The organism is Lachnospira sp. CLA-JM-H23 (genome assembly GCF_040096425.1).
Taxonomy (GTDB): Bacteria; Bacillota; Clostridia; order Lachnospirales; family Lachnospiraceae; genus Lachnospira; species Lachnospira rogosae.
The window spans coordinates 25,672-49,154 of record NZ_JBBMET010000005.1; the positions used below are offsets into that span (position 1 = coordinate 25,672).

Annotated in this window: 19 protein-coding genes and 1 pseudogene; 16 read left to right on the forward strand and 4 right to left on the reverse strand. The window is 36.1% G+C overall.

Features of this window, described 5'->3' with window-relative positions; translation table 11 throughout:
* Positions 1-225: 225 nt before the first annotated feature.
* The 5 genes from WMO42_RS07585 to WMO42_RS07605 all read left to right on the forward strand — a co-directional run bounded on the left by WMO42_RS07585 (position 226) and on the right by WMO42_RS07605 (position 7,333).
* Positions 226-1,236: a hypothetical protein gene (locus tag WMO42_RS07585; RefSeq protein ID WP_349191943.1), complete on the forward strand. Its 1,011-nt coding sequence runs from the start codon at positions 226-228 to the stop codon at positions 1,234-1,236.
* A gap of 205 nt (positions 1,237-1,441) precedes the next feature.
* Positions 1,442-2,407, forward strand: a complete 966-nt coding sequence (locus WMO42_RS07590; protein ID WP_055174059.1) for an SseB family protein — start codon at positions 1,442-1,444, stop codon at positions 2,405-2,407.
* A gap of 305 nt (positions 2,408-2,712) precedes the next feature.
* Positions 2,713-4,410 carry a glycoside hydrolase 43 family protein gene (locus WMO42_RS07595; RefSeq protein ID WP_055306184.1) on the forward strand — a complete coding sequence of 566 codons (1,698 nt, stop codon included), beginning with the start codon at positions 2,713-2,715 and terminating at the stop codon, positions 4,408-4,410.
* Positions 4,411-4,753: 343 nt separating this feature from the next.
* A complete protein-coding gene (locus WMO42_RS07600; protein WP_082421511.1) occupies positions 4,754-6,055 on the forward strand; it encodes a potassium transporter TrkG in 1,302 nt (433 codons plus the stop codon).
* Between the two features lie 600 nt (positions 6,056-6,655).
* On the forward strand, positions 6,656-7,333 hold the full coding sequence (locus tag WMO42_RS07605; protein WP_055174061.1) for a TrkA family potassium uptake protein: 678 nt from the start codon (positions 6,656-6,658) through the stop codon (positions 7,331-7,333).
* A gap of 109 nt (positions 7,334-7,442) precedes the next feature.
* On the opposite strand, the gene WMO42_RS07610 is transcribed toward WMO42_RS07605, so the two are convergent.
* Complete coding sequence (locus tag WMO42_RS07610; RefSeq protein WP_349191945.1) at positions 7,443-8,546, reverse strand: cell wall hydrolase; 1,104 nt, start codon at positions 8,544-8,546, stop codon at positions 7,443-7,445.
* A 289-nt stretch (positions 8,547-8,835) separates the two neighbouring features.
* Between WMO42_RS07610 and WMO42_RS07615 the strand changes: the two genes are divergently transcribed.
* The 9 genes and pseudogenes from WMO42_RS07615 to WMO42_RS07655 all read left to right on the forward strand — a co-directional run bounded on the left by WMO42_RS07615 (position 8,836) and on the right by WMO42_RS07655 (position 18,856).
* Positions 8,836-11,562 (forward strand): ABC transporter ATP-binding protein/permease, encoded by a 2,727-nt coding sequence (locus WMO42_RS07615; protein WP_349191947.1) that lies wholly within the window; start codon positions 8,836-8,838, stop codon positions 11,560-11,562.
* Positions 11,563-11,576: 14 nt separating this feature from the next.
* On the forward strand, positions 11,577-12,293 hold the full coding sequence (locus tag WMO42_RS07620; protein WP_349191948.1) for a phosphatase: 717 nt from the start codon (positions 11,577-11,579) through the stop codon (positions 12,291-12,293).
* Positions 12,294-12,382: 89 nt separating this feature from the next.
* Complete coding sequence (locus tag WMO42_RS07625; protein WP_022502557.1) at positions 12,383-12,685, forward strand: YerC/YecD family TrpR-related protein; 303 nt, start codon at positions 12,383-12,385, stop codon at positions 12,683-12,685.
* A gap of 280 nt (positions 12,686-12,965) precedes the next feature.
* A complete protein-coding gene (locus WMO42_RS07630; protein ID WP_055174065.1) occupies positions 12,966-13,631 on the forward strand; it encodes a DUF1836 domain-containing protein in 666 nt (221 codons plus the stop codon).
* A 133-nt stretch (positions 13,632-13,764) separates the two neighbouring features.
* The gene (locus WMO42_RS07635) at positions 13,765-14,451 is read left to right on the forward strand and encodes a PspA/IM30 family protein (RefSeq protein ID WP_022502559.1); all 687 of its coding nucleotides are present in this window, start codon (positions 13,765-13,767) and stop codon (positions 14,449-14,451) included.
* 25 nt (positions 14,452-14,476) lie between these two features.
* Entirely contained in the window at positions 14,477-15,415 is a 939-nt protein-coding gene (locus WMO42_RS07640) for an SPFH domain-containing protein (RefSeq protein WP_349191949.1), read from the forward strand.
* Positions 15,416-15,522: 107 nt separating this feature from the next.
* A pseudogene (locus WMO42_RS07645) lies at positions 15,523-15,696 on the forward strand (alanine:cation symporter family protein); the annotation flags it as partial.
* A gap of 48 nt (positions 15,697-15,744) precedes the next feature.
* Positions 15,745-17,370, forward strand: coding sequence for a hypothetical protein (locus WMO42_RS07650; RefSeq protein WP_349153314.1), 1,626 nt, complete (start codon positions 15,745-15,747; stop codon positions 17,368-17,370).
* Between the two features lie 43 nt (positions 17,371-17,413).
* Complete coding sequence (locus WMO42_RS07655) at positions 17,414-18,856, forward strand: methyl-accepting chemotaxis protein (RefSeq protein WP_090140996.1); 1,443 nt, start codon at positions 17,414-17,416, stop codon at positions 18,854-18,856.
* Positions 18,857-19,043: 187 nt separating this feature from the next.
* Here the strand turns inward: WMO42_RS07655 and WMO42_RS07660 are convergent, their stop codons facing one another.
* The 3 genes from WMO42_RS07660 to WMO42_RS07670 all read right to left on the reverse strand — a co-directional run bounded on the left by WMO42_RS07660 (position 19,044) and on the right by WMO42_RS07670 (position 21,431).
* Entirely contained in the window at positions 19,044-19,820 is a 777-nt protein-coding gene (locus WMO42_RS07660; protein ID WP_349191951.1) for an alpha/beta hydrolase-fold protein, read from the reverse strand.
* On the reverse strand, positions 19,811-20,602 hold the full coding sequence (locus WMO42_RS07665) for an alpha/beta hydrolase family protein (RefSeq protein ID WP_349191952.1): 792 nt from the start codon (positions 20,600-20,602) through the stop codon (positions 19,811-19,813). The genes WMO42_RS07660 and WMO42_RS07665 overlap by 10 nt, the downstream gene beginning before the upstream one ends.
* A 148-nt stretch (positions 20,603-20,750) precedes the next feature.
* Positions 20,751-21,431, reverse strand: a complete 681-nt coding sequence (locus tag WMO42_RS07670; RefSeq protein ID WP_022502566.1) for a GntR family transcriptional regulator — start codon at positions 21,429-21,431, stop codon at positions 20,751-20,753.
* Between the two features lie 330 nt (positions 21,432-21,761).
* Here WMO42_RS07670 and WMO42_RS07675 point away from each other — a divergent pair, with 330 nt between their 5' ends.
* Both WMO42_RS07675 and WMO42_RS07680 read left to right on the forward strand, forming a co-directional pair.
* Positions 21,762-21,977 carry a hypothetical protein gene (locus tag WMO42_RS07675; RefSeq protein ID WP_022502567.1) on the forward strand — a complete coding sequence of 72 codons (216 nt, stop codon included), beginning with the start codon at positions 21,762-21,764 and terminating at the stop codon, positions 21,975-21,977.
* A gap of 29 nt (positions 21,978-22,006) precedes the next feature.
* Positions 22,007-23,032: an aldo/keto reductase gene (locus WMO42_RS07680; RefSeq protein WP_022502568.1), complete on the forward strand. Its 1,026-nt coding sequence runs from the start codon at positions 22,007-22,009 to the stop codon at positions 23,030-23,032.
* Positions 23,033-23,483 lie beyond the last annotated feature (451 nt).

Here is a 23,483-nt window from a genome sequence, read left to right on the forward strand (position 1 = left end):
TATATATAATGAGCACAAATGTGCTCATCCTAAAAGCTACGCAAAAATTGTGATATAATGTTTATATAATACATTTTATAATTAATATTATAGTCCTCCAGAAGCTAAGTAAGGCGAATGTGCCTTAAAAGCTTTTGGGGGACTTTTATAATCAGAGGGATTATGTTAAAATGCTTAATATGTCCTGAATAATATATTTGATAATCAGGGCAAAAAGGAGAATATATGAGATTATTGAATATAGGTGATAAGCTTATTAATCTAAAGAATAAATTGAAGTTAAAAAATGCAGTGTCAATAGCGGCAGCTGTTATGCTTGGTGTAACTTCACTTGCAGGCTGTGGCTTTGTGTCTAACCCGGTTGAATATATGAGCCAGGCAGATAATGAGAATGGTACGGTTAGCGATAACACTGATAAGATAACAGATAATAGTGGAAATAATGCGGGCGGTATGAAAGATAACAGCTCTGATGCCGGAAGTATTGTTAATGGCAGCGACAATAGTAATGGTAATAACCAGACCAGTGGTAAGCGAAAGGTTTGTATTGTTGGGACATATGGAAGTGTGAGCGAGCTTGTTAATACAGCAGATTATGAGGATAAAATAGATATTGAATTAATTCAGGAAAATAAAGATTTTGATGAAACAAAGGATTTAATATCATTAGCTTCTAAAGTCCAGGAAATATGTAGTGGTGATGCGGATATAGTTATCGTATCGGCAAGGAAAAGATTTGCAGACCAGATCAGATATTTTCTTACTTATACAATAGATACAGATAAGAGTATATATGTTGTTGAGGAAGATAATAACAATTATAAGACAGAAATAGCTGATATTGTTGATAATAAAGCGAATAAGGTTAATGATAGTGCAAAACATCATTTTGACGTGACAGAGATTAAGGATATGGGCTATGTCGGTATGGTTAATGATTATATAGGCAATGATGTGTATACAGCACAGAAAATAATGGCTTCATATGAGTCTGTAGTAGTAGTCAGCGATACTGCTGACGGAAGTCTGTCGCCAGCAATGACACAGCTTGTAAAAGATGTATCAGGTTATATTAAGGTAATTGTTGTTAATAATTCTGGCAGTGAATATGACTATGCGGCTGATGGTTTAAATGTCATCACAGCACAGACAATGACAAGCTGGCAGGCAAGAATAATGGCAATGTTATGTCTTACAGATAAGAATATAACTGACTGGCAGGAGTTCTTTAATTAATGGCAGCTGTGAAGCTGTAATGTGGCAGTGCAATTTGCAGATGCGGTATATTACATAATTCGTGCAGTTATATCAGGGCAGCTGAATTAAATAAAACAGAGTAAAGATTTTGTGAGTTGAATCATTAAATAAAGTTGAATTGATAATTGTACACAAATATGTTACTATTATACATATGATGCAATTCGGAAAGGGTATATATATTATGAATCAGACAAAAATACAGGACGTAATAAGACATATCAGCAAAGATGAAGACTACGGCGTAGATATGATGGAGAAGCTTTCTTTAGCTGATGCAGTAGAGGTTATGGCTGTTGTACTGCCATCTTTAAAGAAAAGAGCCAAGGAGATGGGCAATACTAACGATTTAGCATATTTTGGAAGAATTGAAGAGATATATGCAAAGGTTATAGCTGATAAATTAAGAAAAGAGGAACATTTATGGGTTGTATATTCAAGTACAACATCGTACCCATATATGGTAGACAGTGATTTATTTGTTCTTTTTAATCCTAAGAATTCTTCACTTATTGAGAAAAAGCTTAAGCTCAGTGGTTACGAGGTATCAGTTGGTGTTGAGAATAATGATGCGTTTGCTATGGAGTTATGCCATATGTATCGTAATGGATATAAGAATATAAGACTTACAGATGGCGACAAGCTTGAATATGTAATACCAAGAGAAGCATTTGGAACATATGATGAGTTCTTTAGGGATGATTATGTGACTAACCCAGGTTTACAGAATACAATGATTTCTTATTTTCAGGAGTTCAGAAAGAATACAGACAAAGATACAATAAAAGAGCTTCTTGATAAGAGAGAAAATGCTATGTTAAATGCTATGGTTAATTCTGAATATATGGTTCCATGTGTTAAGGAGGAGACAGAGGAAGAAGTATCTATAGCACATCATTTTATTGATGTTACAGACAGGGTTAAGCATAAGGAAGACGAGCAGGTTATAGCAATACCGGCATTTACAGATGGTTTTGAGATGGACAAATGCTATAAGGGACAGTATGAGAATATGCTCTATACATATAAGGAACTTGTTGAGGCTATAGACGAGCTTGGAGCTTCAGGAGCAATATTTAATCCACTTGGAATAAGTTATTATATTCCACTTGAAACACTTAAGAAAATAGAAAAAGATTTCAATAAATAGAATAATATGTAAGCCTGCTTGTATCGGGTTTTATGATTGTATCACAATTATGTGATATATTGTAAGATGTGATACTGGCAGGCTTTTTATGTAATAGGGAAATCTAATTAATTTAATTCATTATACATAAAAAGTCCTATATACAGGTTCGTACTGCAGTGCAAATATAGGCACCTATAATGAAAAATACTTATGTAAAAATACTTTTACAAAATTACTTTATGAAAGTGTTGGCAAATTACTTGTAATGATGTAAACTTAGATTAACTTAAGAAATATTATGTATGATTATGGAGGTAATGTTTATGTGGTTAGCTGATTTGGGCAATGGAAATTATAGGAATCCGATACTTTATGCAGATTATTCTGACCCTGATGCTATAAGAGTGGGAGAAGATTATTTTATGGTAGCATCAAGCTTTTCTAATTCGCCAGCACTTCCAATATTACATTCAAAAGATTTAGTGAATTGGAAGGTTGTTAATTATTGCTTGAAACACATTCCGGAATTCAGATATAACAATCCTCTGCACGGATGTGGTGTATGGGCACCATCTATAAGATACCACGAGGGTACATATTATGTATGTTTTCCAATGCCAGATGAGGGAATATATATGACAACAACCAAAGATCCGTTCGGTGAATGGAGCGAGCCTGTTAATATAAGACCAGGTGCAGGCTGGATTGACCCTTGTCCATTCTGGGATGATGACGGTAATGCTTATCTTGTGGCAGGTGTTGCAAAGAGCAGAATTGGATATAAGAGTGTTCTTCATATAGTAAGAATGAGACCAGACGGTATGGGGATATTTGGAGATGAAGTAAAGATATTTGATGGTAATGAGAATGATCAGATAACAATAGAAGGACCTAAAATGTATAAACGTAACGGATATTATTATATATTTGCACCAGCAGGCGGTGTTAAGACCGGCTGGCAGACAATACTCCGTTCCAAAAATCCATTTGGACCATATGAATATAAGGTTGTATTAAGACAGGGTGACTCTCCAGTCAACGGACCTCATCAGGGTGCGTGGGTAGATACAATTACTGGTGAGGACTGGTTCTTACATTTTCAAGATGTGTATGCCGCAGGCAGAATAACACATTTACAGCCAATGCATTGGGAAAATGACTGGCCAATAATTGGTGTTAATAAAGAGGGCAATGATTACGGTGAACCAGTTATGCAATATGTAAAGCCCAATATTGGAAAGACAGCAGAGGAGTTTAAGGACACAGATAAATATCCAGTATGTGAGCCAGACACAACAGATGAATTTGATACCGACAAGATGATGTTACAGTGGCAGTGGAATTCTAATTATGATGACAGCTGGTATGTGACTAAGACAGATGCCTATGGAAAGAAAACACCAGACGGCTCATATATAAGACTTAATGCACTTGCATCAACACCTCTTAGACCAGTGAGCGATTACAGAAATCTTCTCTTACAGAAATGGCCTGCACCTGAATTTGAGTGTGTTACTAAAATGTGCGTGAATGGTCTTGAAAATGGAGACTATGCCGGAATTGTGTCATTAGGCGTGGAATATGGAGCAGTTGGAATTGTCAAGAATTTCGGGGAATATGCAATAAGGACAGTCAGAGGCACCCAGAGCTTTGATTGTGAGGCGGCATATTCTAAGGAAGATTTTAAGGACTATCCTATAGCTAAGGATACATTTGCTGATAAGGAAAAGACTGTATATTTAAGGTATACAGTTAAGAGAACAGGAACTAAGGATACCAAGGAAATGGCACTGGCTGTTAAAAATGTTCCTGTAGAAGAGGTGACTTTGGAGATAAGCTTTGATGGAAAGGCTTATGAGAAGCAGGTGAGCTTTACAGCAAAGGCAGGACGCTGGGTTGGCGTTAAGAATGGAATGTTTGTTAATCATAATAATGAGATTAAGAATGAGAATCAGGGGGATGGATTTGTGACGGTTGATTATATCAGATATAGATGTATAGACAACGGGAGATTGGATTAAATTAACATAAGTAACAAAGATATGCTTTCGCTGAGTGTCGCTATCAGCGGTACTAAAGTGCTAAAGTACAGCACTTAAGTGCCGGCGGCTCCACATATGGCTGGGACATAGGATGTATGGCAGGAGTTATTTTAGTTGTTGGAGATGTTTAATTAAATAGTTATGAAGAGTGTGTATTTTGCTGTAGTGGCGGAGTGCACACTTTTTTGTGGGAAGGTTTGGAAGCTGACATTAGAATATTTATGAGGATTTTGCTTGCATTGGAGAGCAGGGTGGTATATAGTATCTTAAATGATAAATTTTATGAGATTTGAGTATAAATATTGCGATTTAAGGAAGTACTATGATGGTTAATTTAATAAGAAAGCAGTCGCCTGCAAGAATAATAGCGTTTGGGTTTATATTTGTGATTATAGCAGGGTCAGTGCTTTTGTCTTTGCCGTTTAGTGTTAGGGATGGTGTTGATTTAAAATACACGGATGCTTTGTATACATCAACGAGTGCAGTATGTGTAACGGGGCTTGTGGTGGTTGACTCATATGACACATTTACACCTGTGGGGCAATTTATACTAGGGGCACTTATTCAGATAGGTGGTCTTGGTGTGACAACTATGGGTGCCGGAATAATACTTGTTATGGGTAAAAAGGTAGATATAAAAGGACGTACTCTTTTAAAGGAAGCACTGAATATGGATACGGCAAAGGGGCTTGTAAGGCTTATACATAAGATATTTATTGTTACGCTTATATTTGAGGGGGCTGGTGCAATAGCAGGTTTTCTGGTGTTTATAAGAGATTATCCATTTTTTAGGGCATTGGGAATAAGCGTGTTTCATTCGGTAGCGGCGTTTAATAATTCTGGTTTTGATATTCTTGGAAATAACCAGAACCTTATTAATTACAGTGGTAATATAGCACTTAATATTATAACCTGTACGCTTGTATTTTTTGGAGGTATTGGCTTTTTTGTAATATGTGAATTGTGGGAAAAGAGATTTAAGTGGAAGAAATTCTCAATGCACACAAGGATTGTAATATCAGTGAGTATTGTGCTTATTATCGCTGGTGCTCTGCTTCTTAAGATTACAGAAAATATCTCGTGGATGGGAGCATTCTTTATGAGTGTATCAGCCAGAACGGCTGGATTTGCAACATATTCACTTGGGACATTTTCAAAATCGGGACTACTTGTGATTATAATACTTATGATTATAGGAGCTTCGCCGGGATCTACAGGAGGTGGAATAAAGACAAGCACATTTTTTGTCCTCATACAGGGTGTTAAGTCGGCAGCAACTAATAAGTCGGAGAAAGCATTTCATTATGCAGTACCTAAGGAAGCGTTCAGAAAGGCTTCGGTTATTATGATACTTGCTATGTGTGTTGTGACCGTGGGAGCTTATCTTATGGGAATATTTGAGCCGGATATTGATTTTATTGATATATTATTTGAGGTCGCAAGTGCATTTGGAACGGCAGGGCTTTCAACAGGAATTACACAACAGATAGGAATTGCAGGAAAGCTGTTATCTATTGTTATTATGTACATAGGAAGACTTGGACCGCTTACGATTGCTACATTGTGGCATTTCTCTAAGGGAGAGAGGATTAATTATCCGGAGGGTAATATAACTATAGGGTGATGATTGTGAAATATATGGGGCAACGGACGCTGGGCGGCTGGTAGAAGCAACGAAGACACGTTTGCACTGAGTGTCGCTCGCAGCGGTACTAAAGCGCTAAAGGACAGCGCTTAAGTGCCGGCGGCTCCCCATCGTCTTCTTATGCTTCTACCAGCCGCCCAGCTGGGTTGCGATTGCCATATGTTTAACAATTATCAGCGCCAGAACGGAGTGTGAAGAATTCGGGTGTGGTTTTGAGTGTGGATTTTTTGGTGATGGTGTCGTTTTTGTTATGGCATTAAGTTATGGTATATAAGATACGATATATATGTTATGGTTTTTAATTTAATTATATAGAAGATATAATATATATGTTAGGGCTTATAACTTATTATATAAAAGATATGATATATGTTATTGTTTGTGCATTATGATATATATATAAAATATGGTGTGTGAATGTATGTGGAGAGAGTATTGATGTGCTGGCTTGGTGTCCGCTGCGGTTTCAAGTAGCGAAAGCGTGCCCAGCGGTAATATAGTCCGCACTCACAACGTCCGTTAGCCAACACCCAATCATCAATACACACCCAACAATAATACGTGAATTCGGAGGTAATTATGTTTAAAACTAGAATATCAAATAAAAATACTACTTATGGAATTATAGGTTTAGGAAGATTTGGCGAGTCGCTTGCATTATCGCTTGCTAACAGCGGTGCTGAATTTATGGTTATAGACAAAGATGAGGAAAAGGTAAGAGAAATGCGCGATTATACGGAAAATGCCTATGTCGTGCAGACACTTGACAAGAAAAGCCTTAGCGCAACAGGAATACAGAATTGTGATGTTGCAGTTGTGTGTATAGGTGAACATATTGATACGTCAATTCTTACAACGCTTAATCTTGTCAGTATGGGAATAAAAAAGGTTATAGCGAAAGCAAGAGGTCTTGAACACGGAGAAATATTGGCTAAGCTTGGGGCAGAAGTTGTATATCCTGAGAAGGATATGGCAGAAAGACTTGCTAACCGTCTTATAGCTTCGCAGGTTATAGATGTCATTCAACTTAGTGAGAAAATTAATATATCTAAGGTTATGCTTCCTGACAGGCTTGAGGGCAAAACAGTTGTGGATATTAATATGCGTAAGAAATTTAATGTTAATATAATTGCAATTGAGAATAATGGGGAAGTTATGCAGGTTGTAAATCCAGAGTATGTGTTTAGAAATGGGGATATATTGTATCTTTCAGGTAGTTCGGAAGGGCTTAATAAGTTTGGTGAGTGGATAGGCTAGATAGGACAGACAATTACATTAAATCAACATAAGCAACAAAGACAAGCTTATGTTGATTTAATGCAGCCTGACACCTTACAGGGGTGCCTTTTTGGCAGGAGATGGTTAGCTAATAGAAGACATGGTCGCCTATTATTGTGCCGCCTTTATCGACAGTGCTGTCGTAGACGTGAAAGTACAGAGCGGCGATTGTTATATGACCATTAAGAACCTCATTAGCGGCTCTGGTACATTCAGCGTTAGCACCTCTGGCAAGGACAATTGCGAAACGTCCACTTGCGACAGGGCTGAACTGGAAAGGGGCGTAGAGTACGGATTGGATTGTGTTGCCAAATTTAGGACTGTTTACACGATTTACGATAACGCTTCCAACGGCAAGCTTGCCCTCATAAGGCTGGTTGGCAGCTTCACATTCTATCATAGCGGATACCATTGCAAGGTCGCTTGTATCATATGCTATAGGTGTATTATTAATGACTTCATCAACTGATGGGGTCATTTTTTTGATTTCTTCAAGCTGTCTTTGGATTTCTTCCTGACGGATACGTTCCTCGTATTCTAATGCAAGGGCTTCAGCTTTGGCAATATTTTCAGAGTTAGTATCTATTTTTGACTGCTTTGAAGCTATGAGCCTTTTAATATTATTAGACTCAGCTATTGACTGCTCTTTTAAAGACACAAGTTCTGTCATATTAGTCTGTAGACTTAGCTGGTTCTGGTTAAGCACAGCAATAAGAGAACTTAATTCTTCAAGCATTTTGCGGTCATATTGGGAAATGCGCGAAACATATTCGTTTCTTTGCAATAAATCAGCCATACTTGAAGAAGAAAGCAATACATCAAGAAAACTATAGTCGCTGTTCTCGTACATATATTGTATACGAAGCTTCATAGTATCGAACTGGTGTTGTTTCTCAATCTCCATATTGCTTATGTCTTCATTAAGGCTGTCAATCTGTTCCTGTGTATCAGCAATTCTGTCATTAATAGAGTTCAGCTTTTCACCAGCATTATCAAGCTCTGAATTAAGGTCGTTAAGTTCACTTGAGAGCTGCGACTGCTCATTTTTTAAGCGTTCAAGTTCTTTGTTATTATCATCATATTCTGTCTTGGTATCAGCAAGTGAATATACAGGTGATGTAACGGATATGAAAGTCAGGCAGACAATGAGTGCCAACGCTATGTATTTAGTTACTGCATTAAAATGTTTCAACTGCAAGTTATATCCTTTCTGATTCTATAAATTTGATGTCAGGAGTGGCTGAAAGTCAAAAGTCTTATCGTGCAGGCAAGAACAACTGTCAGACATTTTATACCTGATATCGTATTATTAATATTTTTTAGCTATAACACCAAAATCTTAATATAGTATAAAATGTGTCCACATAAATTGCAAGCAGCCACAACGGGTGTTATTATTAATTAGCATATCAAATTAATGGTAATGAGATGATGAGAGTTTTATCGTGGTATACTAAATTATAGAAAGAAAGAGGAATTATATGCTTGAATTAATTAATATTAAGAAAGATTATGAAACCGGTGATACAAAGGTTGCAGCTTTAAAGGGCATTAACTTAAGGTTCAGGGACTGCGAATTTGTATCAATACTCGGTCAGTCGGGCTGTGGTAAGACAACTATGCTTAATATTATCGGAGGACTTGATAAGTATACAAGTGGTGATTTAAGAATTAATGGTGTGTCTACTAAAGATTATAAGGACAGGGATTGGGATGCGTACAGGAATAATTCAATTGGTTTTGTATTCCAGAGCTATAATCTTATACCACACCAGACAGTTCTTTCTAATGTAGAGCTTGCACTTACATTATCAGGTGTATCAAAGGCAGAGAGAAGGAAAAGAGCAGTTGAGGCACTTGAGAAGGTAGGACTTGGTGAACAGATTCATAAGAAGCCTAACCAGATGTCAGGTGGACAAATGCAGAGAGTAGCCATAGCGAGAGCACTTGTCAATAATCCTGATATTCTTCTTGCAGATGAACCGACAGGTGCACTTGATACAGAGACAAGTGTACAGATTATGGAGCTTCTTAAGGAGATTTCCAAAGACAGGCTTATAATTATGGTTACGCATAACCCGGAACTTGCTATGAAATATTCAACAAGAATTGTAAGGCTTCTTGACGGAACTATTGTTGATGACTCAGATCCATATACAGAGGAACAGCTTAAAAAAGACATAGCAGAGGGAACAGATAAGTCAGGCACAGCAACAGCCAATGGTTCAGCATATAATTCAGGCGTGTCAGGTCAGGGAACAAGTATATCTGTCTCAAAGACTCAAAGAAAGAAAAAGACAAAGACCTCAATGTCATTTTTTACAGCATTATCTTTAAGTTTTAACAATCTGATGACGAAAAAGACAAGAACAATTCTTACAGCCTTTGCAGGAAGCATAGGAATTATCGGTATAGCACTCATTTTATCAATATCAAATGGTATCCAGTTATATATTGACAGGGTGCAGAGGGATACATTATCAAGTTATCCAATCCAGTTACAGTCAGAAACTGTAGATATAAGTAGTATGGTTTCAAGTATGACAGATAATGGCGGCAGTGGTGAAACACATGAGGATATGGATAAAATATATAGCAACAATATAATGTCTGATATGATGAATACTATGGTTGCAGAGGTTCAGAGCAACAACCTTAAGGAATTCAAGCATTATATAGAGAATGGTGGAAGCGATATAAAGGATTATGCGAGTGCCATAGAATATACTTATGATATTCCAGTTAATATATATAAGTCAGATACATCTGATAAGGTAACACAGCTTAACCCTAATACAATGTTTGATGCGATGTATGGTGGTTCTTCACAGAGCAGTATGAGTGGAATGAGCATGTACTCTAATTCAAGTGTATGGTCACAGTTATTTGATAATAAAGAGATACTTGAGTCGCAGTATACTGTACTTGCCGGACACTGGCCGGAAAGCTATAACGAGGTTGTGCTTGTTGTAAATGAGAACAATGAAATTGATGATTATACTTTGTATTCAATAGGACTTAAAGACCCTGACGAGATTACAGAGATGATTAAGGCTATGATGTCAGGAAAGAGCTATACTCTTGATAATGATGAAACAACTTACACATTTGACGAGATATTAAATACAACATTTAAGCTTATACTTCCAACTGATGTATATTCGTATAATGAAAGTAAGGAAATCTGGGAAGATAAGTCTGATAATGATATATTTATGAAAAATGTTGTCAACAACGGAACAGATATAAAGATTGCAGGAATTATTAAACCTTCAGAAGAAGCAGTAAGTACATCTTTAAGCAGTGGAATTGGTTATACAAAGGAACTTACAGAATATATTATCAATGGTGTTAATGACAGTGCTATAGCTAAGGCACAGCTTGCAGATGAGGATACAGATATATTCACAGGTGTTCCATTTGATAATAATAAAGATACACCTATAACAATGGATGATGTGCAGGCATATCTTGAGAGTCTTCCATCAGATGAGCAGGCACAGACAAGAATGTTCTTATCGACGATGACAGATGAGCAGATACTTGATATGTTCTCGCAGTCAGTTAAGGCACAGACAACTGATGCGACACTGGGAACTAATAAAAGCAAGCTTGGAATAACTGATTTGGATGATCCGTCAGGAATTAATATATATCCATCAGATTTTGACTCTAAGGAGCATATTCAGAACATAATATCAGATTATAATACAAGCCAGCAGAAAGATGGCAAGGATGAAAATGTTATCAACTACACAGACTATGTAGGAATAATAATGTCATCAGTAACAGTTATAATTAATGCTATTTCATATGTATTAATAGCATTTGTTGGAATATCACTTATCGTATCTTCAATAATGATAGGAATTATCACTTACATTTCAGTTCTTGAAAGAACTAAGGAGATTGGCATACTTAGAAGTATAGGAGCATCAAAGAAGGATATTTCAAGAATATTTAACGCAGAGACACTTATTGAAGGCTTTGTTGCAGGCGCACTTGGTATAATTGTCACACTTATTTTATGTGTGCCAGCTAATGCAATTATTAAAAATGTTACATCGATTGCGAATGTTGCACAGCTTCCTGTTGCAGGTGGAGTTATTCTTGTTATAATAAGTATGCTTCTTACGCTTATTGCAGGACTTATACCGGCACGACTTGCAGCAAAGAAAGACCCGGTAGTTGCATTGCGTTCGGAGTAGAAACGAGGATTAATATGAGATTTACATTAGATACACATACGCATACAATTGCAAGCGGACACGCATATAATACAATAGACGAGATGGCAGTATATGCTGCAGGATATGGGGTTACACATCTTGCAATAACAGACCACGCACCTAAGATGCCGGGAAGTGCAGGTGTATTATATTTTTCTAATATGGGAATAATTCCAAGAAAGAAATATGGCGTTAATATATATATGGGCTGTGAAGTTAATATTATGGATTATGACGGCAGAATAGACTTATCAGAGTATGGACTTAAGGGCTGTGATGTAGTTATAGCAAGCCTTCACATTCCGTGTATTAAGCCAGGAAGCATTGAACAGAATACTAAAGCTTTAATAAATGCTATGGATAATCCATATGTTAATATAATAGGACACCCTGATGATTCAAGATACCCGGTTGATTATGAACAGCTTGTAAGGGCAGCGGGGGAAAAGCACGTCTTATTAGAACTTAACAATACATCATTATCACCTACAGGACCAAGACAGGGAGCATATGATAATGATGTTACAATGCTTAAGCTTTGCAAAGAAGCCGGCGTATGTATATCTATTGGAAGTGATGCCCATATTAAAGAGTCAATATGTGATTTTGACAGGGCTTATAAGGTGATTGAGGAAGTAGGTTTCCCGAAGGAGCTGATTGTGAACAGTAATACAGAATTATATGAGTCATATATAGGAAAAAGACAGTAAAATTAATAAAATGTATTTACTGTAGGACTTTACTGTGTTAAACTGTACAATATATTATAAATGCAGATTAGCAAAAGTTGAGGGTTAATATGAACGATAAGTTAAAATCAAAAGAAGTTGAGCAATTATTTGAGGCTATATTAAGTCTTAATGATGTTAAAGAGTGCTATGATTTTTTTGAGGATGTATGCACAATTAATGAACTTTTATCTTTAGCTCAGAGATTTGAGGTAGCCAAAATGTTAAGAGAACAGAAGACATATCTTGAGATAGCGGAAAAGACAGGTGCTTCAACAGCTACAATAAGCAGGGTCAACCGTTCGCTTAATTATGGCAATGATGGATATGACAGGGTATTTGAAAGACTTGGTATATTATCAGATAAGCAGTAAAGATGCTGATAAGATTATTATTATAAATTATGATTCCAGGAATAAGTTATTACTATAAGAACGAGTTATTACTATAAGATGGATAATCTCCCTCTTGATATATGGTTTTTAATACTATATAATATGATACAAGTATTAAAAATGTAAAGTGATGTTTTTGTATACAGAGACATCATTTTGTATTTGATATATTTTATATTTAGATAATTACAGACGGGTTGTGATATATCATAGGAAGTATGTGGCTGTCTAAGTTATTATTGGTTAGGAGTGGAGTATTATGAACAAAGATAATCAGGAATTCGTTAATTCTTTATTACAAAGACTTGCGAAGCTTAATTATATTAAACCGGGCGATGTGCCTAATATAGATTTATATATGGATCAGGTCACAACATTTATGGACGAACATTTATCAGATGTCAAAAGGTATGAGGATGATAAAATTCTTACTAAGACTATGATTAACAATTATACTAAGAATGACCTGCTTCCACCTCCGGTAAAGAAAAAATATTCTAAAGAGCATATATATGTTCTTACTTTTATATATTATCTTAAGAATATTCTATCTATAAGCGATATTCAGAAGCTTTTAAATCCATTGACAGACAAATTCTTTAATAAAGAAGAACTTCCGGATCTGGAATATATATATAGTGAAATATACAATATGGAAAAGGCACAGATAGCAAGCCTTTCTAAAGATGTTGTTGAAAGAACGCAGGTTGCCAAGGAAGCATTCTTAGATGTGGAAAATGAGGAGGATAAGGATTTTCTTCAGTTATTCAGCCTTGTGGGACTTTTAAGCTTTGATGTATATATGAAGAAAAATATAATAGAAAGCCTCATAGATGATTATACTAACAAGGCAAATGTATTATCGTCTGGTAAGGGAAATGTCAAAGAAGACAAGAAGGAAGTTAAGAAAAGAACGAAAAATTGATAATATTTTATAAAGATTTCTGACAAGTATTGATAAATTAACGTGACTTTTAATTATCTATATAGTATAATTACCTTATTGGTTCTAAATATAAGGAATCATATAATATTGATTTGATATATGGGAGGATTTTATGGGTATTTTAACAAGATTTAAGGACATTATGAGCGCTAATATTAATGCACTTCTTGATAAGTGTGAAGATCCAGAGAAGATGATTGACCAGTATATGAGAAATCTTGAAAGTGATCTTGGCAAGGTTAAGGCTGAGACAGCATCTGTTATGGCAGAGGAGACAAGAGCTAAGAGAGAACTTGATGAGTGCACAGAGCAGATTAACAAGATGCAGGCATATGCAGAGAAAGCATTAAAGGCTGGTAATGAATCAGATGCCAGATCATTCCTTGAGAAGAAGCAGCAGCTTGCAACAACACAGGCAGCTTTAACACAGGCTTACAATGTGGCAGCAGATAATGCAGCTAAGATGCGTCAGATGCACGATAAGCTTGTTAAGGATATATCTTCACTTGAAGCAAGAAGAACTGCTATTAAGGCTACAGTAAAGGCAGCTAAGGCACAGGAAAGAATTAACAAGGTTGGTTCAAGTGTTGTGGGTGCAAGCAATAGTATGGATGCTTTCAATAAGATGGAAGCTAAGGCTAACAAGATGCTTGATGAAGCTAATGCTATGGCTGAACTTAATGCATCAGCAGAGGATTCTAATATTGATAATCTTGCAGCTAAGTATGATGCTGAGCCAGCTAATACTGCAGTTGATGATGAACTTGCTGCACTTAAGGCACAGATGGGAATTGAATAGAATTAATTGATAATTGGAGGACACCATGGGTTTATTTAAGAGTCAGTTATCTAATATTGTAGAATGGGAAGAATACAAGGACGATTGTATATTCTGGAAGTGGACTAATAAAGAGATTAAGAAAGGTAGCCGTCTTATAATCCGTCCCGGACAGGATGCAATATTTCTTTACAATGGCAAGATAGAAGGAATATTTAAGGATGAAGGTGAATTCGATATAGAATCACAGATTATTCCATTTCTTTCAACACTTAAAGGCTTTAAATTCGGTTTTAACAGTGGTATGAGAGCGGAAGTTCTCTTTGTTAATACTAAGGAATTTAATGTCAACTGGGGAACTAAGAATCCTATAGCTATTCCAGCAGCTAACCTTCCAGGAGGTATGCCAATAAGAGCATTTGGCAATTTTGCATTTAAGGTAACTGATTATGTATGCTTAATTGATAAAGTTGCAGGCGTTAAGCAGATGTATGTTGTTAATGATGTTAAGGAAAGAGTTGTAGCAGTGTTAGACCAGCTTCTTATGAAGTGGATAACTAAGGAAGGCAAGGATATGTTCAACCTTCAGGCTAATGCTTTTGATATTTCATCAGGAATTAAAGACGACCTTGATATGCAGATGAGCAAGCTTGGAATTGAGATTACAGATTTTAATATAGCAAGCTTCTCTTATCCAGAAGAGATACAGAAGATGCAGAATAAGGCAGCTTCACAGTCTATGGTAGCAGATATGGGAAAGTACAGCCAGGTGGCTATGGCAGATAATATCGGCAAAGGTGGCAATAACATTGCTGGTGATATGATGAGCGTACAGATGGGTATGGCAATTGGACAACAGATGATGAAGAATGTTGATATGAATAATAGTTTAGAATCAGCGGGTACATACAAGTTCTGTCCTAATTGTGGGACACCTGCGAATGGTGCTAAGTTCTGCTCTAACTGTGGAACAAAGTTATCATAAATAGCAGTATAAATAGCAAAATGCCAGATAACATAATTAAGAATTATATTGTTATGCAATAAGGTTATATATAATGGGTTATATGTGGACTTAAGTCTGCATATAACCCATTTATGTTTCTTTATATATATGCTGCAATAGTTGGAATGACTATTAATCTTGGACATATGTGGAGCATAGCAGAGACATTTAATGGACTTATGACTATACTTAATCTTATTGCCGTATTCTTGTTGTCAGTCGTTGTAATTAAGCTTGTAAAAGAGTATTTTAATGGGTGAGGTAACATTAAGGGAAGTAATAAAATGTGCTAAGAAAGGGAGAAGACTATGGATGATAAACATGTAATTAATTGTAATGATGTGCCTGAGATTGATATGACACGACAAGATGGCGGATTGGAACATAAGGCAGGTGTGTATACATATCAGATAAGGAGGAGCTGCCGCACGGATGGAGATTATACATATAACCACGCACCTATGCTTACTGCTTTTAATAACAGGCTTGTGCTTTCATATATAAGCGGTAAGCGTGATGAGCACGGTGCACCTGATGAAATCGTGTATACAACATCTAAAGACGGCTGTGTATGGGATAAGGAAAAGGTACTTTTTCCATATATGTTAGCGGACACAGATGGATATACAGGACCTGATAAAGAACTTCTTCCTAAGAAAGCACCGGCAATAGTGCATTTTAGAATGTGTTTTTATAAGGCTTCCAATGGAAAGCTTATTGCAACAACATTTTATGGATTCTCACCAGACAGCCACAGAGCCCCTAATAATGGTTATGGTGCAGCACGTCTTGTAAGAGAAGTGTATAAAGATTACACATTGTCAGATATGTATATTATTAAATATAATGAGGCTGGTGGATTTAATGGGGACAACACAATATTTTATTCACCAGAGGGCAGTAATGAACAGCTTGATATTCCATATTATGTTCATTCTTCGGATAAAGAATTCGTTAAAGCCTGTGATGAGCTGCTTACTAAGAAGCTTATACTTGAGCAGTGGTATGAGGAGGAGATGTATGATAAATCATATAAGACACACGGCAGGGCTGTTTCCCTTTATGAAGATGCCTATGGCAATATAGTAGGGCTTTGCAAGAAAGGTGAGGGGTATCTGTTTGATAAAGAGGGGAATGTTCTTATAGATGAGAAAATACCCTCTCTTATAACTAATACTGCTAAAGTATGGGGACAAAAGACACCTGATGGAAATTATATTATATGTTATAATCCAACAACGGATGGTTCTCACAGATGGCCTTTAGCAGTTATGGAAAGTAACGACGGCAGGGAATATTATAATATGAAAGCACTTATTCCAGAGATACCTCCTTATAAATATCAGGGTAATATTAAGAATCTTGGTGCACAATATATGCGTGGAATATGTTCATATAATGGAAATTTTGATAAAAATGTGTGGATAACCTATAGCTGTAATAAGGAAGATATATGGATAAGCAAGCTGACAAAAGATAATAAATATTCAATAATGAAACCTTTATGGTGTGATATTAACTATGAACATAATCCAAAACCATATTCAGACAGGGATAAATTCACCGATTATGATGATAAATATGAGATTATTGACCGCGATGCGTGTGCAAGAGCAATAATAGAATATTTTCCGCAGAATAAGGATATTATCAGATTACAAGTTGAAGTTGACAGAATGTCGGATGACAATGGCGTGAAAGTTCAGTTTGTTGGAAAAAATAATAAAATTATTCAAGAAGTAGTATGTATCAAAGGGAATACGCCAATTGAGGTAGATAACCGTTCAGGAGATATAAATAGTGTGATAATATACTCTAAAAATATATTGAAATTAAACACTATAGATGATGATGGAAGAGATTCAACCCTTTTTGATATGCCTGAGGCTGAAAGAAAAGATTATTATATACAATTTAAAGTATTGATATTTTGATTGTGAAATATGCACCTAGAGATAAAGAAAGGTAGATGATCTTATGATGAAAAAGTTACACCAACAGAATCTTATTATCATATGGTGTTCGGTAGTGGCATTAAGTCTTGTATCTGTATTCGGATATGGGATGACAGCAATGGCACTTAAAGGAAGTATGATAGTTATTGTGTCAGGAATTATTTCAACCATTGGGTATTTCCTCCCAATATCAGATTCCAGAAAAGCATTAATATTAGCACTGCCACCAGCAATAGGAACTTTGTTCTATTCGTGGGTATCAGGAGGAAATTCTATACCTTACATAGCAAATTTCGTATTACTTGCAATGACTGCAACATATTTTATTGAGAAAGTAATAATTTCGTTTGCAGTTCCATTTACAATTATTTCGGTTATATTCGGTATTGTTAGTCCACAGACTATAGCAGGTATTGAATATACTGTTGCAGGAGTTGTATCAAGAATTCTATTGTTTGGAATAACTGCGTTGATACTTTATTTTGCAACTAAGAGAGGTGCTTCAGTTGTAAAAAGTACGGAAGAAGCACTTTATATTGTACAGCAGAATGCAAAGCTGGCTAATGACATAGCAGATGACCTTAGTGCTACGATTAACACAAGCAAGATCGCAGTTAATGAACTGGCAGACGGAAGCAGTAATGTTAATCAGGCGGCAAGACAGATGCAGCAGATAGTTGAAGAAGCTGCAAAGTCAACAGTAAATGTTATGGAAAAGGTTAATGCGGCAACAGAGGAAGTTGGAAATAATTATGAACTGGCTGGACAGCTTGATAATGGCTTTAACAATGTTAAAGAAGCTGTAGAAAAAGGTAATGAGGCTGTTGAAGAAGCTAAGAGTACGATTGCTTCTGTTAAGAGTACAGTAGGAGCAGCACATAAGACTACAAGTGAGCTTCTTACACAGATGAAGAAGATTACAGACATTCTTGGTGAGATTAATTCAATTGCGGCACAGACTAATCTGTTATCACTCAATGCGTCTATTGAAGCGGCAAGAGCAGGTGAACACGGAAAAGGTTTTGCTGTTGTTGCGGATGAAATCCGTGCATTATCAGAAGAGAGTGCAAAGTCCGCTGGAAATATACAGAATATACTAAAGTGGCTTACTGATACTACCAGACAGGTTGATGATGAGATTACACAAGGTACCAATGCGGCGGCGGAGAGTGTTGATACTATTGATGGACTTCTTGAATACTTTAAGAATATTAATAATGCCACAGAGCAGGCAAGTGATATTGTCAAAGAAGAGTATAGCATTATTGATAATATAAAGCAGAGCTTTGGAACTATACAGGAAGAAATGCAGACTTTGGTTGCAACATCAGAGGAGAATTCAGCAACAATCGAAGATATATCACAGACTATTGTTGCACAGAATAATTCGATTGGTAATATTCTTAGTGATATTGAGAATATTTCAGAAGTATCAGAAAAACTTCAGAAGCATTTTGAAATATAATATTGGGGTAACTTAATAAGGGAATTGTATTGAATTAATATAAATAGGGCTGCGACAACCCTGTTGAATAAAAGGCGTTTTATAGTACTGTGTAAGTGACAGCTATAAAACGCCTTGTCGATTATTATAATAAATGTATTACAAATTATTGCCGGATATATACAGTGTTGTATGAATATAATTATATTTATTTAACTACAGGAAGTCCTGCGTAATCAAGGAATTTCTGTAATTCGATATCCCAGAATTTCCATTCGTGTCCAAGTCCTTCAAGTTCATCATAGGTGTAATTGTAGAAATCATTATGTTCAAGGAAATAATCTCTTACAATATGGTTCATGTCAAGCCAGGGATCAAGACTTCCACAGGCGTGATATATATCAGGGGCAAGTGCCTTCTTATTATCAGTTATAAGCTTATCCGCAAGATATGTAAGGCAGTAATCTGTATTGTGGATATCTTTGTCACCGAATAATAATATGCGGTTTTTGGCTTTAGTACTGTTATCATTAACAAATACAGAATCGGCTTTATCACCAGCAGAAAAAGCACCAACCTTTGAGAAAGTTGAAGGATATTTGAGGGCTGAATGTAAACAGCCATAGCCTCCGTTGGAAAATCCAGACACATAATTATATTTTCTGTCATCAGAGATACACGCAAACATATTATGTATAGTAGATGGCAGTTCTTTGGCAACAAAGCTTTCGTACTTGTCGCCTATATTCATATTGACAAAGCAGGATTCAAATACTTCTGGCAGAACAGCCGCAAAATGGCGTTCGTTAACAGTATCCACCAAAGAAGTGTGATAGAGCCATTCCGTATGGTCACCACTTCCGCCGTGGTAAAGCCATACGCAGGGAAGCTTTTCATCATCGTTAATCTTATCAGGAAGAACGACAGTTACATCAATAGTTCTCCTTAACATCATAGAGAATAAGTTAATATTAATTACCGACATAATGACCTCCATTCTGCACCTTTTGCATTGTATATATAATCAATTGTATTTTTAATACATCTGTCCCAGTATTCCCAGTTGTGACCACCATCTGTTTCGTAATAAGACGTGTTAATTCCGGCGGCTGAAAGAGCATTATTAAATTTACAGCTCATATGTATTCTTGGGTCCTGCAATCCGCAGGTTATTACAAATTTGGTATCGTTATATTGAGTGTCAGAAGCCTTAAGCTTTTCGTTCTCCTTAGCATAGGCGTCAATAAGGCTGTATAAATCCAGCTTGTTATTGATAAGGTCATCACGGCTTCCGAATACAGGGAACATATCAATTCCCTGAGGATTATCGTAGCGTTCAAGTATATTAAGAAGACCTGAATATGAAAATGCGGTGTTATACATAGAAGGATTATTAAGTGCTGCATAAAATGCACCATATCCGCCCATTGACATACCGGCAATATAGCGGTCTTTAGGGTCGCGGCTTATGTTAAACCACTGTTCACACTGTGTTATAAGTTCCTTTACAGCATAAGTATAATAGTCCTTGCCGTGAATATTATTGATATAGAAACGGTTATTGCCAGATGGCATAACTACAGCAATATCAGTAGTATTTACATAATCTGCAATACGGGTGTTAAGTACCCAGCTTGAGTGGTCACCGCCTGCACCATGCAAAAGATACAGGACTTTATAATTCCCTCTTCCCTGAGGTATAAGGACATCAAGCATAATAGGCATATTGAGGGCAGAAGATTTGTAATTAATAGTTAAGTGAGCCATAATAATCTCCATTTCTGTGCATATTTTTGCACATATAAAGTTTGTGGCTGTGCACGTTTTTTGTGATAACAATTTTATGTCATATGTGCACAGGCACTAATCTTAAGGGTTAAAATATATTTTTACGCTGATAAGTAGCAGTCATTAATTATTCTTTAAAGTACTCAGCATAATTATCTTTTATAGAATTAATATTCTCAGTATATCTGTTTAAGTGACGTTTAGATATTTCACGGGCTTTATCAGTCTCCCTGTTCTCAATGGCAGCCACAAGTTCCTCATGGTCTGATAAAATATGGCCAACAGATATACATCTGAAACTAAGAATAGTAGTTCTGTCAAAATGTGGTGAGATATTATTCACTAATTCATACCAGTAATTCTTATTGCACATTTTATATAATGATTTGTGGAATTCTTTATCAAGCTGGAATATCTTTTCTTCGTCATTACGTTTCATATACATCTGCCATAAAGCGACATTTTCCCAGAGCATATTAATCTGCTCTTTGTTAAGAGTAGTACAGGCAAGAGCTGCAAGCTCAGCTTCCAGCACGCTTCTTAATTCCCTTACTTCCTCGACAATATTGGCATCAATCAATGATACATAAGCACCAATCTTAGGCTTGATTTCAATAAGACGTGTCTGTGAAAGTTCAAGCTCTGCCTCACGTATAGGGTTCTTGCTGACATTAAGAAGTTCGCTTATCTCGTCAGAGTCAAGCTGCTGTCCCGGTGTAAGATTGATGTGGACAATGTTATATACAAGTTGTCTTACAACATAATCTTTAGCAGATTCTTTAGGGAGTCTTTCATCAATTTTAAACATAGATGTAATTCCTTTCTTAAATCGTGATATATCTAAACGTGTTAAATATACGCGTTGATTTATGAATAGAGTATAGCATATATATTTCAAGATATTAAGCATTTTTAGGTATAAAACCTGTTACAAATATGTATTTCTTATCTGGTGCCTTGCCGATAATTCTAACAGCTTTTGTTGATACTTTGTCTTTAATTGTGTTATTTATATTGCTATAATACTACTATTGGATTTATAATTAAATTATATTAGCAGGATTTTAACAGACTTTCAAGGTTGAATATTCATAATAAATATAATATATAAAAGTGTAAATAGCAGGGAAGGATACAGATGATATATACAGTTAAGGATATTGAAGAACCGGATTTTGGCTGTGAGGGTCTTATGGATGGACAGCAGGTTATTGATAAGGTTACACTTATAGATGAGAAGGGAAATCTTCTATATATAGAAGCGGCAGATATGTATCTTTATGATAAGGGTATAGATGTCGGCGATAAAGTAATTATACAGGACAATCTGTTAGTTAAGGCTGGGCAGGAATAATAAAATAATACATAGAAAAGAGGAATATTATGGTTAAGGTTACATTAGGAAGTACAGGAATAACAGTTAATAAAAATGGATTTGGCGCACTGCCAATCCAGAGAATTAGCAGCGAGGCATCTGCCCATTTGTTAAGAAAGGCATATGAGGCGGGGATAGATTTTTATGATACAGCAAGATTTTATACAGACAGCGAAGAAAAGATTGGTGAAGCTTTGTCAGATGTAAGAGATAATATTTACATTGCAACAAAGACAGCGGCACAGAATTCAGAGGATTTCTGGAAGGACCTTGCAACAAGCCTTAATAATTTAAAGACAGATTATATTGATATTTACCAGTTCCACAATCCATCATTCTGTCCAAAGCCGGGTGATGGAACAGGACTTTATGAAGCTATGCTTGAGGCAAAAGCACAGGGAAAGATAAGACATATAGGAATTACTAACCACAGGCTTAATGTTGCTATGGAGGCACTTGAGTCAGGACTTTATGAAACATTGCAGTTTCCATTTAACTATCTTGCAACAGAAAAAGAGCATAAGCTTGTTGAAGTCTGTCGTGAGAAAAATATCGGATTTATAGCAATGAAAGCACTTTCTGGAGGACTGATAACTAATTCCAAGGTTGCATATGCTTATCAGGCACAATACGATAATGTTCTTCCAATATGGGGTGTCCAGAGGGAAACAGAATTAGATGAGTTCATAAGTTACATAGATAACCCTCCAGTTCTTGATGAAGAGATTAAAGCGGTAATTGAAAATGATAAGAAAGAGCTTGCTGGCAACTTTTGCAGGGGATGTGGATATTGTATGCCAACGTGTCCAGCACATATAGAGATTAACAATTGTGCAAGAATGTCACTGCTTCTTAGACGTTCACCATCAGAGCTTCAGCTTACTAAGGAGGTGCAGGCTAAGATGAAGAAGATAGAGGATTGCATACATTGCGGAGCGTGCAGTGCTCATTGTCCATATGGGCTTGATACACCTAAGCTGCTGGAGGATAATTATAAGGATTATAAGGAAGTGCTGGCAGGAAAGCCATTATAATAAGAGTAAAAGAAGACGAAAGAGAAGAACTTAAGAAAATGCTGTGTTACTAAATAGTAAATGAATTTAATCAATAAAAATAAAGTAAAGCAAATAGAAAAAGGAAAGAGGCTGTCATATCAGATATTGTTCATATAATATATAAACTGTAAGTAATGACTAACAGATATATTGTATGGATTATGCCTGATGTGACAGCCTCTTTTCTTGTATGTCCGCTATCAGTAAGTATACTCGTGGTGAGGACAATAATAAAATGACTGTAACTGGCTCTTATTATTGTAAGTAACAGTATAGCAGTCAGCAGGTGCATTGTTGTAAGCTTCAAAAGCAATCTTCATATTCATTGTCTGGCTATGAGGCTTTTCACCGCTTTTATGTTCAGCACTTGTATTATCGCGTCCTATACCTTTAAGATTACTGATGGTCTGGACAGGGTACACTTTTGAAT

Coding starts and splice junctions, on each gene's coding strand:
- WMO42_RS07585 (WP_349191943.1), top strand. CDS start 226: ATGAGATTATTGAATATAGGTGATAAGCTTATTAATCTAAAGAATAAA.
- WMO42_RS07590 (WP_055174059.1), top strand. CDS start 1,442: ATGAATCAGACAAAAATACAGGACGTAATAAGACATATCAGCAAAGAT.
- WMO42_RS07595 (WP_055306184.1), top strand. CDS start 2,713: ATGTGGTTAGCTGATTTGGGCAATGGAAATTATAGGAATCCGATACTT.
- WMO42_RS07600 (WP_082421511.1), top strand. CDS start 4,754: ATGATGGTTAATTTAATAAGAAAGCAGTCGCCTGCAAGAATAATAGCG.
- WMO42_RS07605 (WP_055174061.1), top strand. CDS start 6,656: ATGTTTAAAACTAGAATATCAAATAAAAATACTACTTATGGAATTATA.
- WMO42_RS07615 (WP_349191947.1), top strand. CDS start 8,836: ATGCTTGAATTAATTAATATTAAGAAAGATTATGAAACCGGTGATACA.
- WMO42_RS07620 (WP_349191948.1), top strand. CDS start 11,577: ATGAGATTTACATTAGATACACATACGCATACAATTGCAAGCGGACAC.
- WMO42_RS07625 (WP_022502557.1), top strand. CDS start 12,383: ATGAACGATAAGTTAAAATCAAAAGAAGTTGAGCAATTATTTGAGGCT.
- WMO42_RS07630 (WP_055174065.1), top strand. CDS start 12,966: ATGAACAAAGATAATCAGGAATTCGTTAATTCTTTATTACAAAGACTT.
- WMO42_RS07635 (WP_022502559.1), top strand. CDS start 13,765: ATGGGTATTTTAACAAGATTTAAGGACATTATGAGCGCTAATATTAAT.
- WMO42_RS07640 (WP_349191949.1), top strand. CDS start 14,477: ATGGGTTTATTTAAGAGTCAGTTATCTAATATTGTAGAATGGGAAGAA.
- WMO42_RS07650 (WP_349153314.1), top strand. CDS start 15,745: ATGGATGATAAACATGTAATTAATTGTAATGATGTGCCTGAGATTGAT.
- WMO42_RS07655 (WP_090140996.1), top strand. CDS start 17,414: ATGATGAAAAAGTTACACCAACAGAATCTTATTATCATATGGTGTTCG.
- WMO42_RS07660 (WP_349191951.1), bottom strand. CDS start 19,820: ATGTCGGTAATTAATATTAACTTATTCTCTATGATGTTAAGGAGAACT.
- WMO42_RS07665 (WP_349191952.1), bottom strand. CDS start 20,602: ATGGCTCACTTAACTATTAATTACAAATCTTCTGCCCTCAATATGCCT.
- WMO42_RS07670 (WP_022502566.1), bottom strand. CDS start 21,431: ATGTTTAAAATTGATGAAAGACTCCCTAAAGAATCTGCTAAAGATTAT.
- WMO42_RS07675 (WP_022502567.1), top strand. CDS start 21,762: ATGATATATACAGTTAAGGATATTGAAGAACCGGATTTTGGCTGTGAG.
- WMO42_RS07680 (WP_022502568.1), top strand. CDS start 22,007: ATGGTTAAGGTTACATTAGGAAGTACAGGAATAACAGTTAATAAAAAT.